12 protein-coding genes and 1 pseudogene are annotated in these 17,166 nt (G+C 67.5%); 4 read left to right on the top strand and 9 right to left on the bottom strand.

Annotation, left to right across the window (positions count from 1 at the left end):
- Positions 1-4 precede the first annotated feature (4 nt).
- Entirely contained in the window at positions 5-1,900 is a 1,896-nt protein-coding gene (locus AC1DO7_RS02105) for an ABCB family ABC transporter ATP-binding protein/permease (RefSeq protein ID WP_441613610.1), read from the bottom strand.
- Between the two features lie 228 nt (positions 1,901-2,128).
- Here AC1DO7_RS02105 and AC1DO7_RS02100 point away from each other — a divergent pair, with 228 nt between their 5' ends.
- The 3 genes and pseudogenes from AC1DO7_RS02100 (at position 2,129) to AC1DO7_RS02090 (ending at position 5,768) form a co-directional block, all read left to right on the top strand.
- Entirely contained in the window at positions 2,129-2,533 is a 405-nt protein-coding gene (locus AC1DO7_RS02100) for an acyl-CoA thioesterase (protein WP_441613611.1), read from the top strand.
- Between the two features lie 269 nt (positions 2,534-2,802).
- Positions 2,803-5,007, top strand: a pseudogene (locus tag AC1DO7_RS02095) (TonB-dependent receptor).
- 77 nt (positions 5,008-5,084) lie between these two features.
- Positions 5,085-5,768 (top strand): Fe2+-dependent dioxygenase, encoded by a 684-nt coding sequence (locus tag AC1DO7_RS02090; protein ID WP_441613612.1) that lies wholly within the window; start codon positions 5,085-5,087, stop codon positions 5,766-5,768.
- 40 nt (positions 5,769-5,808) lie between these two features.
- Here the strand turns inward: AC1DO7_RS02090 and AC1DO7_RS02085 are convergent, their stop codons facing one another.
- The 7 genes from AC1DO7_RS02085 to clsB all read right to left on the bottom strand — a co-directional run bounded on the left by AC1DO7_RS02085 (position 5,809) and on the right by clsB (position 15,776).
- Positions 5,809-6,585 carry an enoyl-CoA hydratase gene (locus AC1DO7_RS02085; protein ID WP_441613613.1) on the bottom strand — a complete coding sequence of 259 codons (777 nt, stop codon included), beginning with the start codon at positions 6,583-6,585 and terminating at the stop codon, positions 5,809-5,811.
- Between the two features lie 48 nt (positions 6,586-6,633).
- Positions 6,634-7,590, bottom strand: coding sequence for a DegV family protein (locus AC1DO7_RS02080; RefSeq protein ID WP_441613614.1), 957 nt, complete (start codon positions 7,588-7,590; stop codon positions 6,634-6,636).
- 72 nt (positions 7,591-7,662) lie between these two features.
- Entirely contained in the window at positions 7,663-8,964 is a 1,302-nt protein-coding gene (locus AC1DO7_RS02075) for an acetyl-CoA C-acyltransferase (RefSeq protein WP_477115743.1), read from the bottom strand.
- Between the two features lie 18 nt (positions 8,965-8,982).
- A complete protein-coding gene (locus AC1DO7_RS02070) occupies positions 8,983-11,409 on the bottom strand; it encodes a 3-hydroxyacyl-CoA dehydrogenase/enoyl-CoA hydratase family protein (protein ID WP_477115737.1) in 2,427 nt (808 codons plus the stop codon).
- Between the two features lie 218 nt (positions 11,410-11,627).
- Positions 11,628-13,415 carry an acyl-CoA dehydrogenase C-terminal domain-containing protein gene (locus AC1DO7_RS02065; RefSeq protein ID WP_477115736.1) on the bottom strand — a complete coding sequence of 596 codons (1,788 nt, stop codon included), beginning with the start codon at positions 13,413-13,415 and terminating at the stop codon, positions 11,628-11,630.
- 75 nt (positions 13,416-13,490) lie between these two features.
- Positions 13,491-14,081, bottom strand: coding sequence for a TetR/AcrR family transcriptional regulator (locus AC1DO7_RS02060; RefSeq protein WP_043343612.1), 591 nt, complete (start codon positions 14,079-14,081; stop codon positions 13,491-13,493).
- A 372-nt stretch (positions 14,082-14,453) separates the two neighbouring features.
- Positions 14,454-15,776: a cardiolipin synthase ClsB gene (gene clsB / locus AC1DO7_RS02055; RefSeq protein ID WP_441613617.1), complete on the bottom strand. Its 1,323-nt coding sequence runs from the start codon at positions 15,774-15,776 to the stop codon at positions 14,454-14,456.
- 130 nt (positions 15,777-15,906) lie between these two features.
- On the opposite strand from clsB, the gene mobB reads away from it, so the two are divergent.
- Entirely contained in the window at positions 15,907-16,413 is a 507-nt protein-coding gene (gene mobB / locus AC1DO7_RS02050; RefSeq protein ID WP_441613618.1) for a molybdopterin-guanine dinucleotide biosynthesis protein B, read from the top strand.
- A 45-nt stretch (positions 16,414-16,458) separates the two neighbouring features.
- On the opposite strand, the gene AC1DO7_RS02045 is transcribed toward mobB, so the two are convergent.
- A complete protein-coding gene (locus AC1DO7_RS02045) occupies positions 16,459-17,160 on the bottom strand; it encodes a short chain dehydrogenase (protein ID WP_441613619.1) in 702 nt (233 codons plus the stop codon).
- Positions 17,161-17,166 lie beyond the last annotated feature (6 nt).

Below are 17,166 nucleotides of genomic sequence, written 5' to 3'. Positions count from 1 at the left end.
CGCCTCAGGCGTCCTGCGTGGCGTCRCCCGCTTCGATGGCCAGCGTCGCGTCTTCCACCGGTGTGGCGTTCTGCGCGGCGCTGCGCGCCTGGATGCGCCACATCTCGGCGTAGCGGCCATCCATGCGCATCAGGTCGGCGTGCGTGCCGCGTTCGATCACGCGGCCGTGGTCCATCACCAGGATCTGGTCGGCATGCACCACGGTCGAGAGCCGGTGCGCGATCAGCAGCGTGGTGCGGTTCTGCGCCAGCCGGATCAGCTCGGCCTGGATGGCCTGCTCGGTGCGCGAATCCAGCGCCGAGGTGGCTTCATCGAAGACCAGGATGGGCGGGTTTTTCAGCAGCGTGCGCGCGATCGCCACGCGCTGCTTCTCGCCGCCGGAGAGCTTGAGGCCGCGCTCGCCCACCGGCGTGTCGTACCCCTGCGGCAGCTCGCGGATGAAGGTGTCGATCTGCGCCGCGCGCGCCGCCGCGATGACTTCATCGTGGCTGGCCTCGGGGCGGCCGTAGGCGATGTTGTAGTAGATGCTGTCGTTGAACAGCACCGTGTCCTGCGGCACGATGCCGATGGCGCCGCGCAGGCTGTCCTGGGTGACCGCGCGGATATCCTGCCCGTCGATCTCGATGGCGCCGCTGCCGACGTCGTAGAAGCGGAACAGCAACCGCGCCAGCGTGGACTTGCCCGAGCCGCTGTGCCCGACCACCGCGGTGGTGGTGCCCGCCGCGATGGTGAAATCCACGCCATCCAGGATCGTGCGGTTGCTCTCGTAGCCGAAGCCGACATGGGCGAAACGCACCGCGGCGCCCCGCACCCGCAGCGGCTGGGCGCCCGGCGCATCGGCGACTTCGCGGTTGGTGCCCAGCAGCACGAACATGCGGTCCATGTCGGTGGTGGCCTGCTTGATCTCGCGATAGATCACGCCGAGGAAATTCAGCGGGATGTACAGCTGGATCATCAGCGTATTGACCAGCACCAGGTCGCCCAGCGTGAGCTTGCCGGCTGCCACGCCCACCGTGGCGCGCCACAGGATCAGGATCAGGCCGGTGGCGATGATCGCCTGCTGGCCAAAGTTGAGCAAAGACAGCGAGTTCTGCGAACGGATTGCCGCGGAGCGGTAGGTGAGCAGGTTCTCGTCATAGCGGCGGGCTTCATACTCCTCGTTGCCGAAGTACTTCACGGTCTCGAAGTTGAGCAGCGAATCGATCGCCTTCTGGTTGGCGCGCGAATCCAGCTCGTTCATCTTGCGCCGGAAGTGCGTGCGCCACTCGGTCACCACGATCGTGAACACGATGTAGCTCACCAGCGCGCAGCCGGTGATGGCGGCGAACCAGATGTCGTAGTGCAGGATGAAGAAGCCCATCACCAGGCCCATCTCGACCAGGGTCGGCAGGATGCTGTAGAGCGAATAGGAAATCAGCGACTGGATGCCGCGCGTGCCGCGCTCGATGTCGCGGCTCATGCCGCCGGTCTGCCGCTCGAGGTGAAAGCGCAGCGACAGCGCGTGCAGGTGGCGGAACACCTGCAGCGCAATCTCGCGCACCGCGCTCTGCGTGACCTTGGCGAACAGGATCTCGCGTAGTTCGGTAAACAGCGTGCCGGACAGCCGCAGTACGCCATACGCCAGGATCAGCCCCACCGGCACCACCAGCAGCGCGGTGGCGCTGCCGGCAGGCACGTTCATGTTGTCCACCAGCTTCTTCATCAGCACCGGCACGCCGAGGTTGGCCACCTTGGCCGCGACCAGGCACACCAGCGCCAGGATCACGCGCCATTTGTAGTGCCAGACGTAGGGCAGCAGGTTGCGCACGGTCTGCCAGTCGCTGCGGGGAGCGCCTGGCTTGCCGAACAGGGAAGCGGGCTGGGCGGGGGACGGCTCGGCCGACGAGGAATAGCGTCGCATACGTTAGAATTTGGGCGAATATGCGATTGTGGCAGAGATCGGCTGGCTCAGCCGGCACCACCCTGGCATCCGTCTTTGTCGCGGCTGTGTTCCGGCCATGCCACCATGCCGGCGCCGTGCGGCGGCCAGCTCACTCCGTCCACTCCGGCAAGCATCGCCATACCGTAGCGGCATCGCGCCGCGATCCCGGCGCCCCGCCCCAACCCTGTTTTCCTGCCTCAAGCCATCATGAATCAAGCCACCGTCCTACCCTGCCTGCCGCCCGGCAAGAATCCCGCACTGCGTGTGGTCCCCATGCCTGCCGACGCCAATGTGCACGGCGACGTGTTCGGCGGCTGGATCATGGCGCAGGTCGACCTGGCCGGCTCGATCCCCGCGGTGGAGCGCGCGCAGGGCCGCGTGGCCACGGTGGCGGTGAACTCCTTCCTGTTCAAGCACCCGGTCTTCGTCGGCGACCTGGTCAGCTTCTACGCCGATATCGAGAAAACCGGCCGCACCTCGATCACTGTGTCGGTGGAGGTCTACGCGCAACGCATGCGCCACAGCAACGAAATCGTCAAGGTGACGGAAGCCACGCTGACGTATGTGGCGACCGATGACACGCGACAGCCGCGGGTGCTGCCGAAGCTCTGAGTTGCCGGCCCGCCGGCGCGGCCCTTGCGCGGCATCCTGAACCAGGCTGAACCAGGCTGGCTCGGGAGCCCACCCTCCCCGCGACCCGCCTGCGGTCCTCCCTGAAGCGTCCCGCGCACATCGCGGGGCGCAATCTCCCCGCCCCGCCCCTCCCGTCCGCCCGGAAGAAAGCAGAAATTTCTGCCTGCGCGTTCAGACATTTCCAATTCCTTCACCTCGCTCCACGCACTTAAATGCAAATGATTCTCAAATGCACTTAGGAGCATGGAATGAGCCGATACATAAGATCCGCCGCGCTGCCGCCGCGTCGCCCCCTGGCCTGCGCCGTCCTGGCAATGGCGACCTGCGCCGCGCCAGTGCTGGCGGACGACCGCGAACGGCAGGGCAGGCCTGTCGAGCTGGAGCCTGTCACCGTACGGGGAACGCCGCTGCCCGGCGCCAAGGTCGATGTCTCCGGCTCGGCCAAGTACGCCGCGCCGCTGCTCGACACCCCGCAGACCATCTCGGTGGTGCCGCAGCATGTGATGGAAGAACAGAACGCCCTGAGCCTGCGGCAGGCGCTGTACAACGTCTCCGGCATCACCTTCAACGCGGGCGAGGGCGGCGCCGGTTCGGGCGACAGCATCAATATCCGCGGCTTCAGCGCCAACGCGAACATGCAGGTCGACGGGCTTCGCGACAGCGGGCAGAACAACCGGACCGACCTCTTCAACGTCGAGGCGGTCGAAGTGATCAAGGGGCCGAACTCGGTCTTCGGCGGCGCCGGCACCACCGGCGGCAGCATCAACATGATCAGCAAGCRGCCCGGGGCGGAGCGGTTCACGCATGCCGGCGCCGGCCTCGGGACCGACAATTTCCGCCGGCTGACCCTCGATACCAACCAGCCGCTGCCGTGGGGCGGGGGGTCCTCCGCGGTGCGCCTGAACCTGATGGCGCACGAGAACGACGTGCCGGGGCGCGGCCCCGTCGACCGTCGCCGCTGGGGCATCGCGCCGTCGATCGTATTCGGCCTGCAATCGCCGACGCGCCTGACGCTGAGCTACTTCCACCAGCGCGACGACAACCTGCCCGACTACGGCGTGCCGGCGCTGCATGGCAACCCGCTCGCGGGCGTCGGCCGCCACAGCTACTTCGGCTGGCGCAACCTGGACAAGGAGGACATCACCACCGATGCCGTCACCGCCAGGTTCGAGCATGAGTTCAACGGCAGCCTCAAGCTGCAGAGCCTGACCCGCTACTCGCGTCTTCACCGCGACACGGTGATCTCCGCCTCGCACGTGGACCTGTCGGGCCTGCCGCCCGGCCGCTACAAGCCGGCCGGCCCGCAAGGCTATGGCCGCGACTCGACCAGCGGCATGTGGATCAACCAGACCAACCTGACCAGCCACTTCGGCACGTTCGGGCTGGGGCACACGCTGGTCACCGGCTTCGAGATCTCCCGCGAAACCTACGACCGCTCCACCTATTCCTACAATCTCGCCAGGTACTATCCCGCAAACGGCTTCGACCTCCGGAATCCGCCTGGCTTCTGGAGCGGCCCGATCGCCAGGCAGGACAGCGCGAGCAACAAGACCTGGCTGGATGTCAAGGCGCTGTACGCCCTCGACACCATTGCCCTGGGCAAGCACTGGGACCTGAATCTGGGCCTGCGCTACGACTGGATCGACGGCACCTCGGAGAGCACCCCGACAGGCAAGGCGACGGAGCGTGCGGACAGCTCGGACCGGCAGCTCAGCACCCGGGCGGGGCTGGTGTTCAAACCCGCGGATAACGGCAGGATCTACGTTGCCTACGGCACCGCCTTCAACCCGTCCGCGGAATATCTGGTCACCACCGGCTCAGGCGTGGACAAGGCCACCGGCTCGCTCGCGCCGGAGAAGAACAAGACGTATGAGGTGGGCAGCAAATGGGAGTTCATGGCGCGGCGCCTGGGACTGAACGCAGCGCTGTTCCAGGTCGAGAAGAGCAATGCACGCGAACGCCTGGCCGACGGCAGCTACGCCCTGGCGGGCAAGCAGCGCGTGCGCGGCGCAGAGCTGGGCGTGGCCGGCAAGCTGACACCGCAATGGGAGATCCTGGCCAACTACACCTACCTGAACAGCAGCACGCTCCGGTCGCGGGCCACGCCCGAGCGCGAGGGCAAGGCAATGGCCAACACGCCGCCCCATACGCTCAGCCTGTGGACCACCTACCAGCTCCCGTCCCGCTGAACGCTGGGCTATGGCGCGCGCTATGTCGGCAAGCGCAACGTCACTTCCGCGGGTGACGGCAAGCTCGGCGGCTACTGGCTGCACAACGCCATGCTCGGCTATGCGCCGAACCGGCACCTGCGGTTCCAGCTGAACATCGACAACCTGTTCAACAAGGCCTATGTGGACCGCGTGCGCCAGGTGCTGGGCAACGCATCGCGCTCGTCGGCGATCGAGTACGGCGATGGCCGCTCGGCCGTGCTGAGCGCCGTCTATTCTTTCTGATCCGCCTGCCTGCCGAGCGCAGGATTCCAAGCCGTGGCCCCGCCCGAGGCGGGGCCCGCGAGCCCGAGGTCTAAGCGATGATGGTGCATATCCCCGGCGTGCTGACGCCGGAACAGGTACGGGAAAGCGTACGCCTGCTGATGGAGGCCGACTGGGTCGACGGCAAGGGGACCGCGGGATTCCAGTCCGCGCTTGCCAAGGACAACCTGCAGTTGCCGCACGACTCCCGCCAGGGCGCGCATATCGCCGCGATGATCGAGCAGGCGCTGCGCCGCCATCCGCTGTTCCTTTCGGCGGCGCTGCCTGCCAGGATCTATCCCAAGCTGTTCAACGCCTACCAGGGCGGGCAATCGTTCGGCACCCATGTCGACAATGCCATCCGCTATCTTCCGGACAGTTCGGGCAGCATCCGCACCGATCTCTCCGCCACGCTGTTCCTGCGCGGGCCCGACGACTACGACGGCGGCGAGCTGATCGTCGAAGACACCTACGGCACGCACGCGGTCAAGCTGCCCGCTGGCGACATGATCCTGTACCCGGCCTCGAGCCTGCATCGCGTCAGCCCGGTGACCCGCGGCACGCGGCTCTGCTCGTTCTTCTGGATCCAGAGCCTGGTGAGGAACGATGCCCGGCGCGCCCTCCTCTTCGACCTGGATACCGCCGTCCAGGAAACCGCGCAGGCGCTCGGCCATGGGCACGCCACCACGGTGCGGCTCACCGGCGTGTACCACAACCTGCTGCGCGAATGGGCGACGCCCTGATGCCCTGATGCCCTTTCACGCCCCCCGGCGCCGGCGCGGCTCAGTTGAAGCGGGAGAAATCCGGGCGGCGCTTCTCGAAGAAAGCGGTGAAGGCTTCCTTGGCCTCAGGCGCCTGCAGCATGCGCCGGAACGACTCGCCCTCCTCCGCCATCCTGGCCTGCACCGCGTCCTTGTCGCCGCCCTTCATCAGCCGCTTGGTCTCGCGCAGCGACGACGCCGGCAGCGCAGCCAGCTTGCGCGCCTGCTGCAGCACGAAGTCGTGCAGCTCGGCCACCGGCAGCACGCGCGTGACCAGGCCGATCTGCTGCGCTTCCTGCGCACCGAAGGGCTCGCCCAGCAGCAACTTCTCCGCGGCGCGCTGGTAGCCCAGCAGGCGCGGCAGCAGCATGCTCGAGGCGGCTTCCGGGCACAGCCCGAGCTGCGCGAACGGCAGCGACAGCCTGGCCGTCTCGGAGGCATAGACCAGGTCGCAATGCAGCAGCATGGTGGTGCCCACGCCAACCGCTGGCCCGCTCACCGCCGCCACCAGCGGCTTGCCGGCCTGGCTGATCTGCTGCAGGAACTGGAACACCGGCGCCGGCTGGTCGCCTTCGACCGAGGTGGGCGGGCGCTGCATGAAGTCCTCGAGATCGTTGCCCGCCGTGAAGACTTCCGGCTTGCCGCGCAGCACGATCACGCGCACGGCGGGGTCGGTCTCGGCGGCGCGCAGCGCGTCGGCCAGGGTCTGGTACATGGCCGCGGTGATCGCGTTCTTCTTGTCCAGACGATCGAACTCGATGGTCAGGACGCCTTGCTCGATGTTGGTCAGGATGCTCATGGAATCGTCTTCTCCTTACTGCCTGGTTGACTTGTGTATCGCCGCAGCCTATTCCAGCGGCGGCGGATCCTCGCAAAGATAGCTCATCCCGAACGCATTCGCGCCGACGTTGAGCGCGACCGTCAGGCTCATCGGCGCGAGCATCAGCTCCACCTCGTGCCGTTGCGCGGTGCGCGCCAGCGACTGGAAGGCGGCGGTGGCGCGGATCGCCTCGGGCGGTCCCGCATAGCTGAGGGAAACTGCCGGGCTGAGCAGGCGGCCGCCGCGGATGCACCGTTCGGCATGGGCCATCACGCGGCGCATGCCTTCGTCAGCGCCGCGCACCTTGGCCACCGCCTCGGTCTGCCCGCGGTGCATATGCACGACGGGACGGATATTGAAGGCGCTGCCCAGCATGTAGCGGCCCCAGGTGATGCTGTTCTCGCCCTTGTGCCGCGCCCGCGTGTACATATAGAGCAGCTCGTCCGGCACCAGGAACATGTGCGCCGCGTCGCGCAGGCGCGCCTCCACGGCCTCCACGACGGACTGCGCGCTGGCGCCGCCGGCCAGCATGCGGGCGGCCTCGCGCACGATCAGCGCCTGCCCCGGGCCGATCGCGCCGGTGTCGATCACGGTCAGGTCGAACAGGCCGCTGCGCCCCGCATCCTTGCGTGCCTTGAAGCTCTTGGCCACGGTCCCGACCACCGCGCCGGACGCGTGCGCGTACAGCTTGCTGCGCGTGCTGGCGATGGTAAGCAGGAGCGCGCGGTCGCAAGTGGTCACCACATGCTTGAGCAGGTGGTCCTCGATCTCCCGCTCCAGCAAGGGAATCGATTCGGCGTAGTGATCCTGCTTGCCGACCAGGTATTGCGCGTAAAGCGTGGGCAAGGCCGGCTCGTCGCGCACATCGGCCACGAAGCGATCCCCTGCGCGAATGCGGAACGGCAGCGTCTGTACCCCGAGTTGGGCCATCAGCGCGCGCGGCATGTCGCACGCGGCGTCGGCCACGATGACTGTCTCCTGCATCTTGTTGTTTCCTCCCTGTCCGGTGAGCCGCATCGTGGCGGCAGCTGTCTCCTTGTCATGGCACTGCTTTCTTCACCTGATCGAGAGAGTGGCGAAATGGGCCGCGGGGCTGCGGGGCCACGGGGCCACGGCGCGAAACCGTGTCCCCGTGGCCCCATTTCGCCGGCGGCGCGTTCRGACGCGCTCGAAGATCCCTGCCGCGCCCATCCCCGTGCCGACGCACATGGTCACCATGCCGTACTTGAGGTTGTGGCGGCGCAGGGCGTGCACCACGGTGGCGGAGCGGATCGCGCCGGTGGCGCCGAGCGGGTGGCCCAGGGCGATGGCGCCGCCCATGCGGTTGACCTTGGCGGGGTCCAGTGCCAGGTCGCGCGTCACGGCCAGCGCCTGCGCGGCGAAGGCTTCGTTGAGCTCGATCCAGTCGATCTGGTCCTGCGTCAGGCCGGCCGCCTTCAGCGCCGCGGGAATCGCTTCCTTGGGGCCGATGCCCATGATCTCGGGCGGCACGCCGCGCACCGCGAACGAGACGAAGCGCGCCAGCGGCACCAGGTTGAATTGCTTGAGGATCTTTTCCGAGACCAGGATCAGCGCACCGGCACCGTCCGAGGTCTGCGAGCTGTTGCCGGCGGTGACGCTGCCCTTGTTGGCGAACACCGGGCGCAGCTTGGCCAGGCCTTCAAGCGAGGTCTCCGGGCGCGGGCCTTCGTCGAGCGAGATGGTGCGCGTCTTGATGCGGACTTCGCCGGTGGCCAGGTCGGGAAATCGCTCGACGATCTCCACCGGCGTGATCTCGTCGTTGAACTCGCCGGCCTGCTGGGCGCGGATGGCCTTCTGGTGCGACGCCAGCGAAAAGGCATCCTGGTCTTCGCGGCTGACCTTCCATTTCTGCGCCACCTTCTCGGCGGTCAGGCCCATGCCGTAGGCGATGCCGATGTTCTCGTCGCGCTCGAAGATCGACGGCGACATCGACGGCGAGTTGCCCATCATCGGCACCATGCTCATCGATTCCACGCCGGCGGCGATCATCACGTCGGACTCCCCCACGCGGATGCGGTCGGCCGCCATCGCTACCGCCGACACGCCCGAGGCGCAGAAACGGTTGACGGTGATGCCGCCCACGCTGACCGGCAGGCCCGACAGCAGCGCGCCGATGCGCGCCACGTTCAGGCCCTGCTGCGCCTCGGGAATCGCGCAGCCGACGATGGCGTCCTCGATCAGCGCCGGATCGAGGTCAGGCACCTGCGCCACGGCCGCGCGCAGGATGGTGGCCAGCAGGTCGTCCGGGCGGGTGTTCTTGTACGCGCCCTTGGGCGCCTTGCCGATCGGCGTGCGGGTCGCGGCAACGATGTATGCGTCTTGCAGTTGTTTCATGATGTCGGTTCCTCGCTTGCCTTAGTTGCGCACCGGCTTGCCGGTCTGCAGCATGCCCATGATGCGTTCCTGGGTCTTGCCCGTGCCGAGCAGCTCGACAAAGGCACGGCGTTCCAGCGCCAGCAGCCATTCCTCGCTGACCAGCGAGCCGGCTTCCACGTCGCCGCCGCAGACGGCTTCGGCGATGCGGCTGGCGATCACGAAATCGTGCGCGGAGATAAAGCCGCCATCGCGCATGTTCGCCAGCGACGCCTTGATGGTGGCGATGCCCGAGCGGCCGGCCACCGGCACCAGCGTGCCCGGCACCGGCGCGCGGTAGCCGGCGCTGGCCAGCGCGCGCACTTCGTTCTGCGCGACGTACAGCAGCTCATGCACGTTGAACACGATGGTGTCCGACGGCTGCAGGTAGCCCATCGCGCGCGCCTCCAGCGCCGAGGCCGAGACCCGGGCCATGGCCGCGTTCTGGAAGCGGCTGGTGACGAACTGCAGGTAGTTGGTGCTGCCGGCCGCCTGCGCCGCGCGTGCCGCGGCCAGCGCGGCTTCCTTCAGGCCGCCGCCCGCCGGCACCAGGCCCACGCCCACTTCCACCAGGCCGACATAGGTCTCCAGCGCGGCCACGCGCCTGGCCGAATGCAGCATCAGCTCGCAGCCGCCGCCCAGCGCGATGCCGGACGCCGCCGCCACCACCGGCACCGCGCTGTACTTCACGCGCATCATGCCGTCCTGGAATTTCTTGACGAAGGGTTCGATCCCCTTGGCGCCGCCCATCATGAAGGCCGGCATCGCGGCTTCCAGGTTGGCGCCCGCGGAGAACGGGCCGCCCGGCGCGCCGAGCTGCAGCGAGGTGGGCTGCCACACCACCAAGCCCTTGTACCCGGCTTCCGCCAGGTCGATCGCGCGCGTGAGGCCGTCGATCACGTCCGGCCCGATGGTGTTCATCTTGCTCTTGAACGAGACCACCAGCACGTCGTCCTGGCCATCGCTGACCCAGATGCGCACCGCATCGTTCTCTTCCACGGTGCGGCCCGCCTTGCGGGGATCGGCCGCGGCCGATCCCTTGAGCGCGGCGCGGAACACCTGGCGCTCATAGACCGGCAGCGCGTTGCGCTGCACGAAGGCCTGCGCGGCCGGCGACCACGAACCCTGCGCGGCATGCACGCCCTGGTTGTYGGCCACCGGGCCGGAGAACACCCATGCCGGCAGCGCGGCGCTGGACAGGCCCTTGCCCGCGTCGACATCTTCCTTCACCCACTCGGCGACCTGCGTCCATCCGGCCGACTGCCAGTCCTCGAAGGGACCGGAGTTCCAGCCGAAGCCCCAGCGGATCGCCAGGTCGATGTCGGCGGCCGAGCCGGCGATCTGCTCGAGGTAGACGCCGATGTAGTGGAACACGTCGCGGAACACCGCCCACAGGAACTGCGCCTGCGGGTTGGTGGATTCGCGCAGCAGCCTGATGCGCTCGGCCGGCTCCTTCTTCAGCATGCGCACCACGATCTCGTCGGCCTTCTTGCCCGAGTCGACGTACTGGCCGGTCTTGGGGTCCAGTACCTTGATGGCCTTGCCTTCCTTCTTGTAGAAGCCGGCGCCGGTCTTCTGGCCCAGCGCGCCCGCGTCGACCAGGCCCTTGAGCACGGCCGGCGTCTTGTACACCGGCGCGAACGGATCGTCCTGCAGGGTGTCCTGCATGGTCYTGATGACGTGGGCCATGGTGTCCAGGCCCACCACGTCGGCGGTGCGGAAGGTGGCGGACTTGGCGCGGCCCAGCTTGGCGCCGGTCAGGTCGTCCACCACGTCGAACGGGATGCCGTACTTCTCGGCCTCGGCGAACACGGCCAGGATCGAGAAGATGCCGACGCGGTTGGCGATGAAATTGGGCGTGTCCCTGGCACGCACCACGCCCTTGCCGAGCGTGGAGGTGAGGAAGGTCTCCAGGCGGTCCAGGATGGCGGGCTGCGTGGTGGCGGTCGGGATCAGCTCGACCAGGTGCATGTAGCGCGGCGGGTTGAAGAAGTGCACGCCGCAGAAGCGCGACTTCAGGTCCGCGTCGAAGCCTTCGGACAGCGCGGTGATCGACAGGCCCGAGGTATTGGTGGCGAAGATGGCATGCGATGCCAGGTGCGGGGCGACCTTCTTGTACAGGTCATGCTTCCAGTCCATGCGCTCGGCGATCGCCTCGATCACCACGTCGCATTCCTTGAGCAGGGCGAGGTTGTCCTCGTAGTTGGCAACCTGGATCAGCGCGGCTTCGTCCTTGATGGCGAGCGGCGCGGGCGAGAGCTTCCTGAGGTTGTCGATGGCCTTGAGCGAAATGCCGTTCTTGGGGCCTTCCTTGGCCGGAAGATCGAACAGCACCACCGGCACGCGGGCATTGACGAGATGCGCCGCGATCTGCGCTCCCATGACGCCGGCACCCAGCACGGCGACCTTCTTGACGATGAAATTGGACATGCGCGCTCCTAGGGAAGTGAGCGTTGAGAAGAGGCAGGGAGTAAGCAGGCGTCGGCCGCGCCGGGTAGTCTCCCCTCGCCCATTCATGGGCAAGGGCCGGGGGAGAGGGCAGGCGCGCGCGGGCGTTGCCGCATCGCAAACCCCTGCCCTCTCCCCCGCCCGTCTCCCGCAAGCGGGAGACGGGGCAAACCGATCGCGGCCGAAACGCCCTCAGTACATCAGAACAGGTCGGCGTCCAGCGCCATCAGCGTGGCCGAACCGGCACGCGCCTTGCGGATCTCGGCGGCCGTTTCGGGCAGCAGCTTGGCGAAGTAGAAGCGTGCGGTGGCCAGCTTGCTGGTGTAGAACTTGTCGCCGGCGGCTTCCTTCTCCAGCGCGATCTTGGCCATGCGGGCCCAGAAGTACGAGAACACCAGGTGGCCCACCACGCGCAGGTAAGGCACCGCGGCAGCGCCGACTTCGTCGGGGTTGCCCATCGCCTTCATGCCGATTTCCATGGTGAGCTTCTGCACCTTGTCGCCCAGGTCGGCCAGCGGGTTGACGAATTCCTGCATGGCTTCGTTGGTGCCCTCGGCTTCGACGAATTCCTGCACGATCTTGCCGAAGGCCTTCATCTTGGCGCCCATGTCGCCGAGGATCTTGCGGCCCAGCAGGTCCAGCGCCTGGATGGTATTGGTGCCTTCGTAGATCATGTTGATGCGTGCATCTCGCACGTACTGCTCCATGCCCCACTCGGCGATGTAGCCGTGGCCGCCGAACACCTGCATGCCTTCGTTGGTGGCGGTGAAAGCGTTGTCGGTCAGGAAGGCCTTGATCACCGGCGTAAGCAGTGCGACCAGGTCACCGGCCTCCTTGCGCACGGCTTCGTCCGGGTGCGACAGCTCGCGGTCGATCTGCAGCGCGGTCCAGTAGCTGAAGGCGCGGCCGCCTTCGGCGAAGGCCTTCTGCGTCAGCAGCATGCGGCGCACGTCGGGGTGCACGATGATCGGATCGGCGGGCTTGTCCGGCGCCTTGGGACCGGTCAGCGCGCGCATCTGCAGGCGGTCCTTGGCGTAGGCCAGCGAGTTCTGGTAGGCCACTTCGGTCAGGCCCAGGCCTTGCATGCCCACGCCCAGGCGCGCCGCGTTCATCATCACGAACATGGCGTTGAGGCCCTTGTTGGGCTCGCCCACCATCCAGCCGCGCGCGCCGTCCAGGTTCATCACGCAGGTGGCGTTGCCATGGATGCCCATCTTGTGCTCGATCGAGCCGCACTTGATGCCGTTGCGCTCGCCCGGGTTGCCGCTGGCGTCGGGGACGAACTTCGGCACCACGAACAGCGAGATGCCCTTGGTGCCCTGCGGGGCGTCCGGCAGGCGCGCAAGCACCAGGTGGATGATGTTGGCGGAGAGGTCGTGCTCGCCGGCGGAGATGAAGATCTTGGTGCCGGTGATGCTGTAGGAGCCGTCGGCCTGCGGCTCGGCCTTGCTGCGCAGGATGCCGAGGTCGGTGCCGCAATGCGGCTCGGTCAGGCACATGGTGCCGGTCCATTCGCCGGACACCAGCTTGGGCAGGTAGGTCTTCTGCAGCTCGGGCGTGCCGTGCGCGTGCAGCGCTTCGTACGCGCCGTGCGACAGGCCGGGATACATGGTCCACGCCTGGTTGGCCGAGTTCAGCATCTCGAACAGCGCGTTGTTGACCAGGATGGGCAGGCCCTGGCCGCCGTACTGCGGATCGCATCCCAGCGCGGGCCAGCCGGCTTCCACGTACTGGTGATAGGCTTCCTTGAAGCCCTTCGGCGCGGTGACCACGCCGTCGCCGACGTAGGTGCAGCCTTCGCGGTCGCCGCTCTGGTTGAGCGGGAAGACCACCTCGGCGCAGAACTTGCCAGCTTCCTCGAGCACCTGGTTGATGGTTTCCGCGTCGATGTCGGCGTGCTGGGGCAGCGCCTTGAGTTCGGCTTCCACGCCGAGCAATTCATGGAGCACGAACTGCATGTCGCGCAACGGTGYGGTGTACTGGCCCATCAAAGACTCCTTGGAGGTATTGGTGATGCCGCTACGCCGCCCGTGCACGATCTGGCGCGGGACGCCGCGGCGGCGTCAGGTACGGTAAGACTGGATCAACTTGTTGAGCGCGACCATGGCGAGCTCGGCGCTGGCGGGCAGGCGCAGGAAGCGGGCGTCATGATGCAAGCCTAGTTCAAGGCTGTACATCTCGAACAGCATCAGGCGCGGATCGCAGTCCGCGCGCAGGTGCCCCTCTTCCCTGGCCTGGTCGATGGCGCGCGTGAGCGCGGCGCGCCAGATGGTGACGCTCTTGACGAGCTCGTCACGCACCGGGCTTTCCGCGCGGTCGTCGTACTCCACCGCCCCGCTGATATAGATGCAGCCCGTGGTGACTTCCTGGATACGTTTTTCCATCCAGCGCCGCACCATGGATTGCAGCCGGGGCAGCCCGCGCGGTTCGTGCAGCGAGGGATAGAACACCTCCTGCTCGAAACGCCGGTGATACTCGCGCACCACTTCCACCTGCAGGTCCTCGCGCGAACCAAAATGCGCGAACACGCCGCTCTTGCTCATCTGCATGCGTTCCGCCAACAGGCCGATGGTCAAGCCTTCGAGCCCGTCGCGGGACGACAATTCCAGCGCGGCATCCAGAATCGCCACGCGCGTCATCTCCCCCTTGCGCATGGGCGCGGGGGACGCGGAAGTGGCGGATTCGAGACGAGCAGACTGGTGTCGCATGATTTTTTCTCCATTCTCTTCGCGGCGCGATCCCTATCGCTGCCGCGGATGACCCTGACGTAATGCTTTTTTTCGCTGCCTGGCTGCCTGATGACGCCGCCCGGCAGACGCGAATGCACGCAGTCTAAGGCAAAAAAGAACGGTCGTTCAGATTATTGTGACGACGCCCTTCGGCGGCAAGCATTTAATTAGACCGGCGTTTCTAAACGCAGCGCCTGCGTTCGATGCGCCGCAACAAGCTGCGACACGGCGACGCAGCGGCATGCCACGACCGAGAGTGCCGCACCTGCCGCAAAGCAGCAAACGCTTAAAAGCGCTTCAGTAGCGCCCTGTCACGCCGGCGATCACCACGCCTACGCGCAACACCATATAGGCGGCCCAGCTGCCCATGCGGTGCAGCGCCGAGCGGCGCGCGTGGGTGGCGGCCTTGACCTCGGTGCTGCGCGTGGCGATGGCCTGCTCCAGCTCCTGGCGCAACTCGGCGCAGAAGCTGGCATCGTAGACCGCCACATTGGCCTCGCGCGCAAGCAGCAGGCTGAACGGGTCCATATTGCTCGACCCCACCGTGGCCCAGGCATCGTCGACGACCGCCACCTTTGCGTGCAGGAAGCTGTCGGCATATTCGTGGATTTCCACGCCGGCGCCGAGCAAGGTGTCATAGAGCGCATGCGTGGCGTAGTGCTGCAAGCGGTACTCCACCATCCCCTGCAGCAGCAGGCGCACGCGCACGCCGCGCCGGCGACAGGCCAGCAGTGCGCGGCGCATCTTGTGGCCGGGCAGGAAATAGGCGTTGGCGATGATGACCTCGCGGCGCGCGCCGCCGAGAGCCTGCAGGTACTGGCGCTCGATGGCACGGCGGTTGCGCAGATTGTCGCGCAACAGCAGCGCGGCGCGCATGCCGCCGGCAAGATCCTGGCGCGGCAGCGGCAAATCGGTGATCAGGGGAAATTCAGCCGCCACGCCCGCCAGGCCCACGCTGCGCATCTCGCCGCGCAGCGAAAGCTGCCACCACAGGCGCTCCGCGGTCAGCGCGATCTGGCCCACCAGCGGACCGCGCACCTCCACCGCGAAATCATAGCGCGGGCCCAGCCCCTCGCTCTCGAAAGGGCCGTGGTTATGGTCGTCGATGATATTGATGCCGCCGACGAAGCCGACCTGCTGGTCGATCACCGCCAGCTTGCGGTGCAGCCGCCGCAGGTTGCGGCGAGCCAGGCTGAAGCCGCGCAGCGGACGGAACACCTTGAGCCGCACGCCGCCTTCGCGCAGGCGCGTTGCCAGCGCGGCGGGCATGTCGCCCGCGCCGAATCCGTCCACGACCAGCCGCACATCCACGCCGCGGCCGGCGGCGCGGATCAGGGCATCGGTCACGGCCGCGCCGACGTCGTCGTCGGCGTAGATATACGTTTCGAGGGAGACCGAGAGCACCGCGCGGTCGAGGGCGGCGATCAGCGCCGGGAAAAAATCCCGGCCGCAGTGCAGCAGCCGCACGGCGTTGCCGCCAAGCGGCTTGCCGCGGCGCCACTCGGAGCGCAGCGGCCCGGCGCGGCGCGGCGCGCGCGGCGACGCCGGCGCATCGGCATCGTCTCGCAAGGCGGCGGCTGGCGGCGCGTATGGCAGGCGGGTGAGCGGTATCGAAGACATGAGGCACATTATCAGCCACGCCGAAGTCATGTGCGAGCGCGGGGCAACACGCGCAACACTGCGAGCCCGGCCGCGCCGCCCGCGCCGTTCTCTGCTATCTTCAGCGCTTTATCCCGTCTTCCACCCTATCGTGAAGGTTTTCGGCATCTCCGGCTCGTCGGGCAGCGGCAAGACCACGCTGCTGGACCAGTTGATCCCGCGCTTCGTCGCCGCAGGCCTGCGCGTGGCCGGGATCAAGCACACTCACCACGGCTTCGATCCCGATACGCCGGGCAAGGATTCCTGGCGCATGCGCCAGGGGGGCTGCGCCAACGTGGTCCTGGTCGGCGCGCGCCACCTGACGCTGATGCGCAACTATGCGGAGTCGGAGCCCTCGCCCGAGCTGGCCGAAGCGCTCGGCGTGCTGCCTGCCGACACCGACCTGGTGCTGGTCGAAGGCTACAAGCGCAGCGATTTTCCCAAGCTGGAAGTGTTCCGCCCCGCGCTGGGCTTGCCACCGCTGTGGCCTGAGGTGCCCGGCGTGGTCGCCGTGGCCAGCGACCAGCCCGGGAAGGTGGCGGCGATGACCACGCTGCCGGTGCTCGACCTGGCCGACGTGGACGCCATCGTCGCACTGGTGCGCGCGCACACCGGCTAGGCGGCCGCGACGACCCTCCCTGCCGGCATTGCCGGAATTGCCTGCTTACCAGACCCGGTAGATCTCGCCGTTGCCCGGGCCTTCCACGCTGCGCTGGTAGGCCAGCGCCACGCGCGCCGCCGGCACCGCCTCGAAGCCCGGGAAGAACGGGCCGTACGCGCCCCACGATTCCTGCACCACGGTCGGGCTGACCACATTGATGCGCAGGCCCCGGCCCAGTTCCACCGCGGCGGCGCGCACGAAGCCGTCCAGCGCGGCGTTGACGCTGGAGGCATTTGCGCCGGCGTGGATGGGCTGGTCGCTGAGGATGCCGCTGGTCAGCGTGATCGAGCCGCCGTCGTTCAGGTAGTGCTGGCCGACCAGCGCCAGCCGCACCTGGCCCAGCAACTTGTCGTTCAGGCCGATGGCGAAATCCTCGGCACGCATCTGCGGCACCGGGCCGAAGAACACCTGCCCCGTGGCGCAGACGATGCCGTCGACCTTGCCGAGCCGCTCGAACAGCGCCTGCACCGACTCCGGCACCGTGATGTCCACCTGCAGCGCCCCGCTGGTCTTGCCGACCTCGACCACTTCATGGCGGGCCGAGAGATTCGCCACCACCGCCTTGCCCAGGGTGCCGCTCGCACCGATCACGACGATCTTCTTCATTGTTGTTCCTTCAGGATGATGGGGAGGGATGCGGCCGAAATGGCCGAAATGGCCGAAGCGGCGGAATCGGCCGAGGCGCCAATTCCTTCCTTCCGCCAATGGAAT

This window comes from Cupriavidus sp. 05N40 (assembly GCF_056397305.1).
This window is presented reverse-complemented; position numbering and strand designations above follow the sequence as displayed.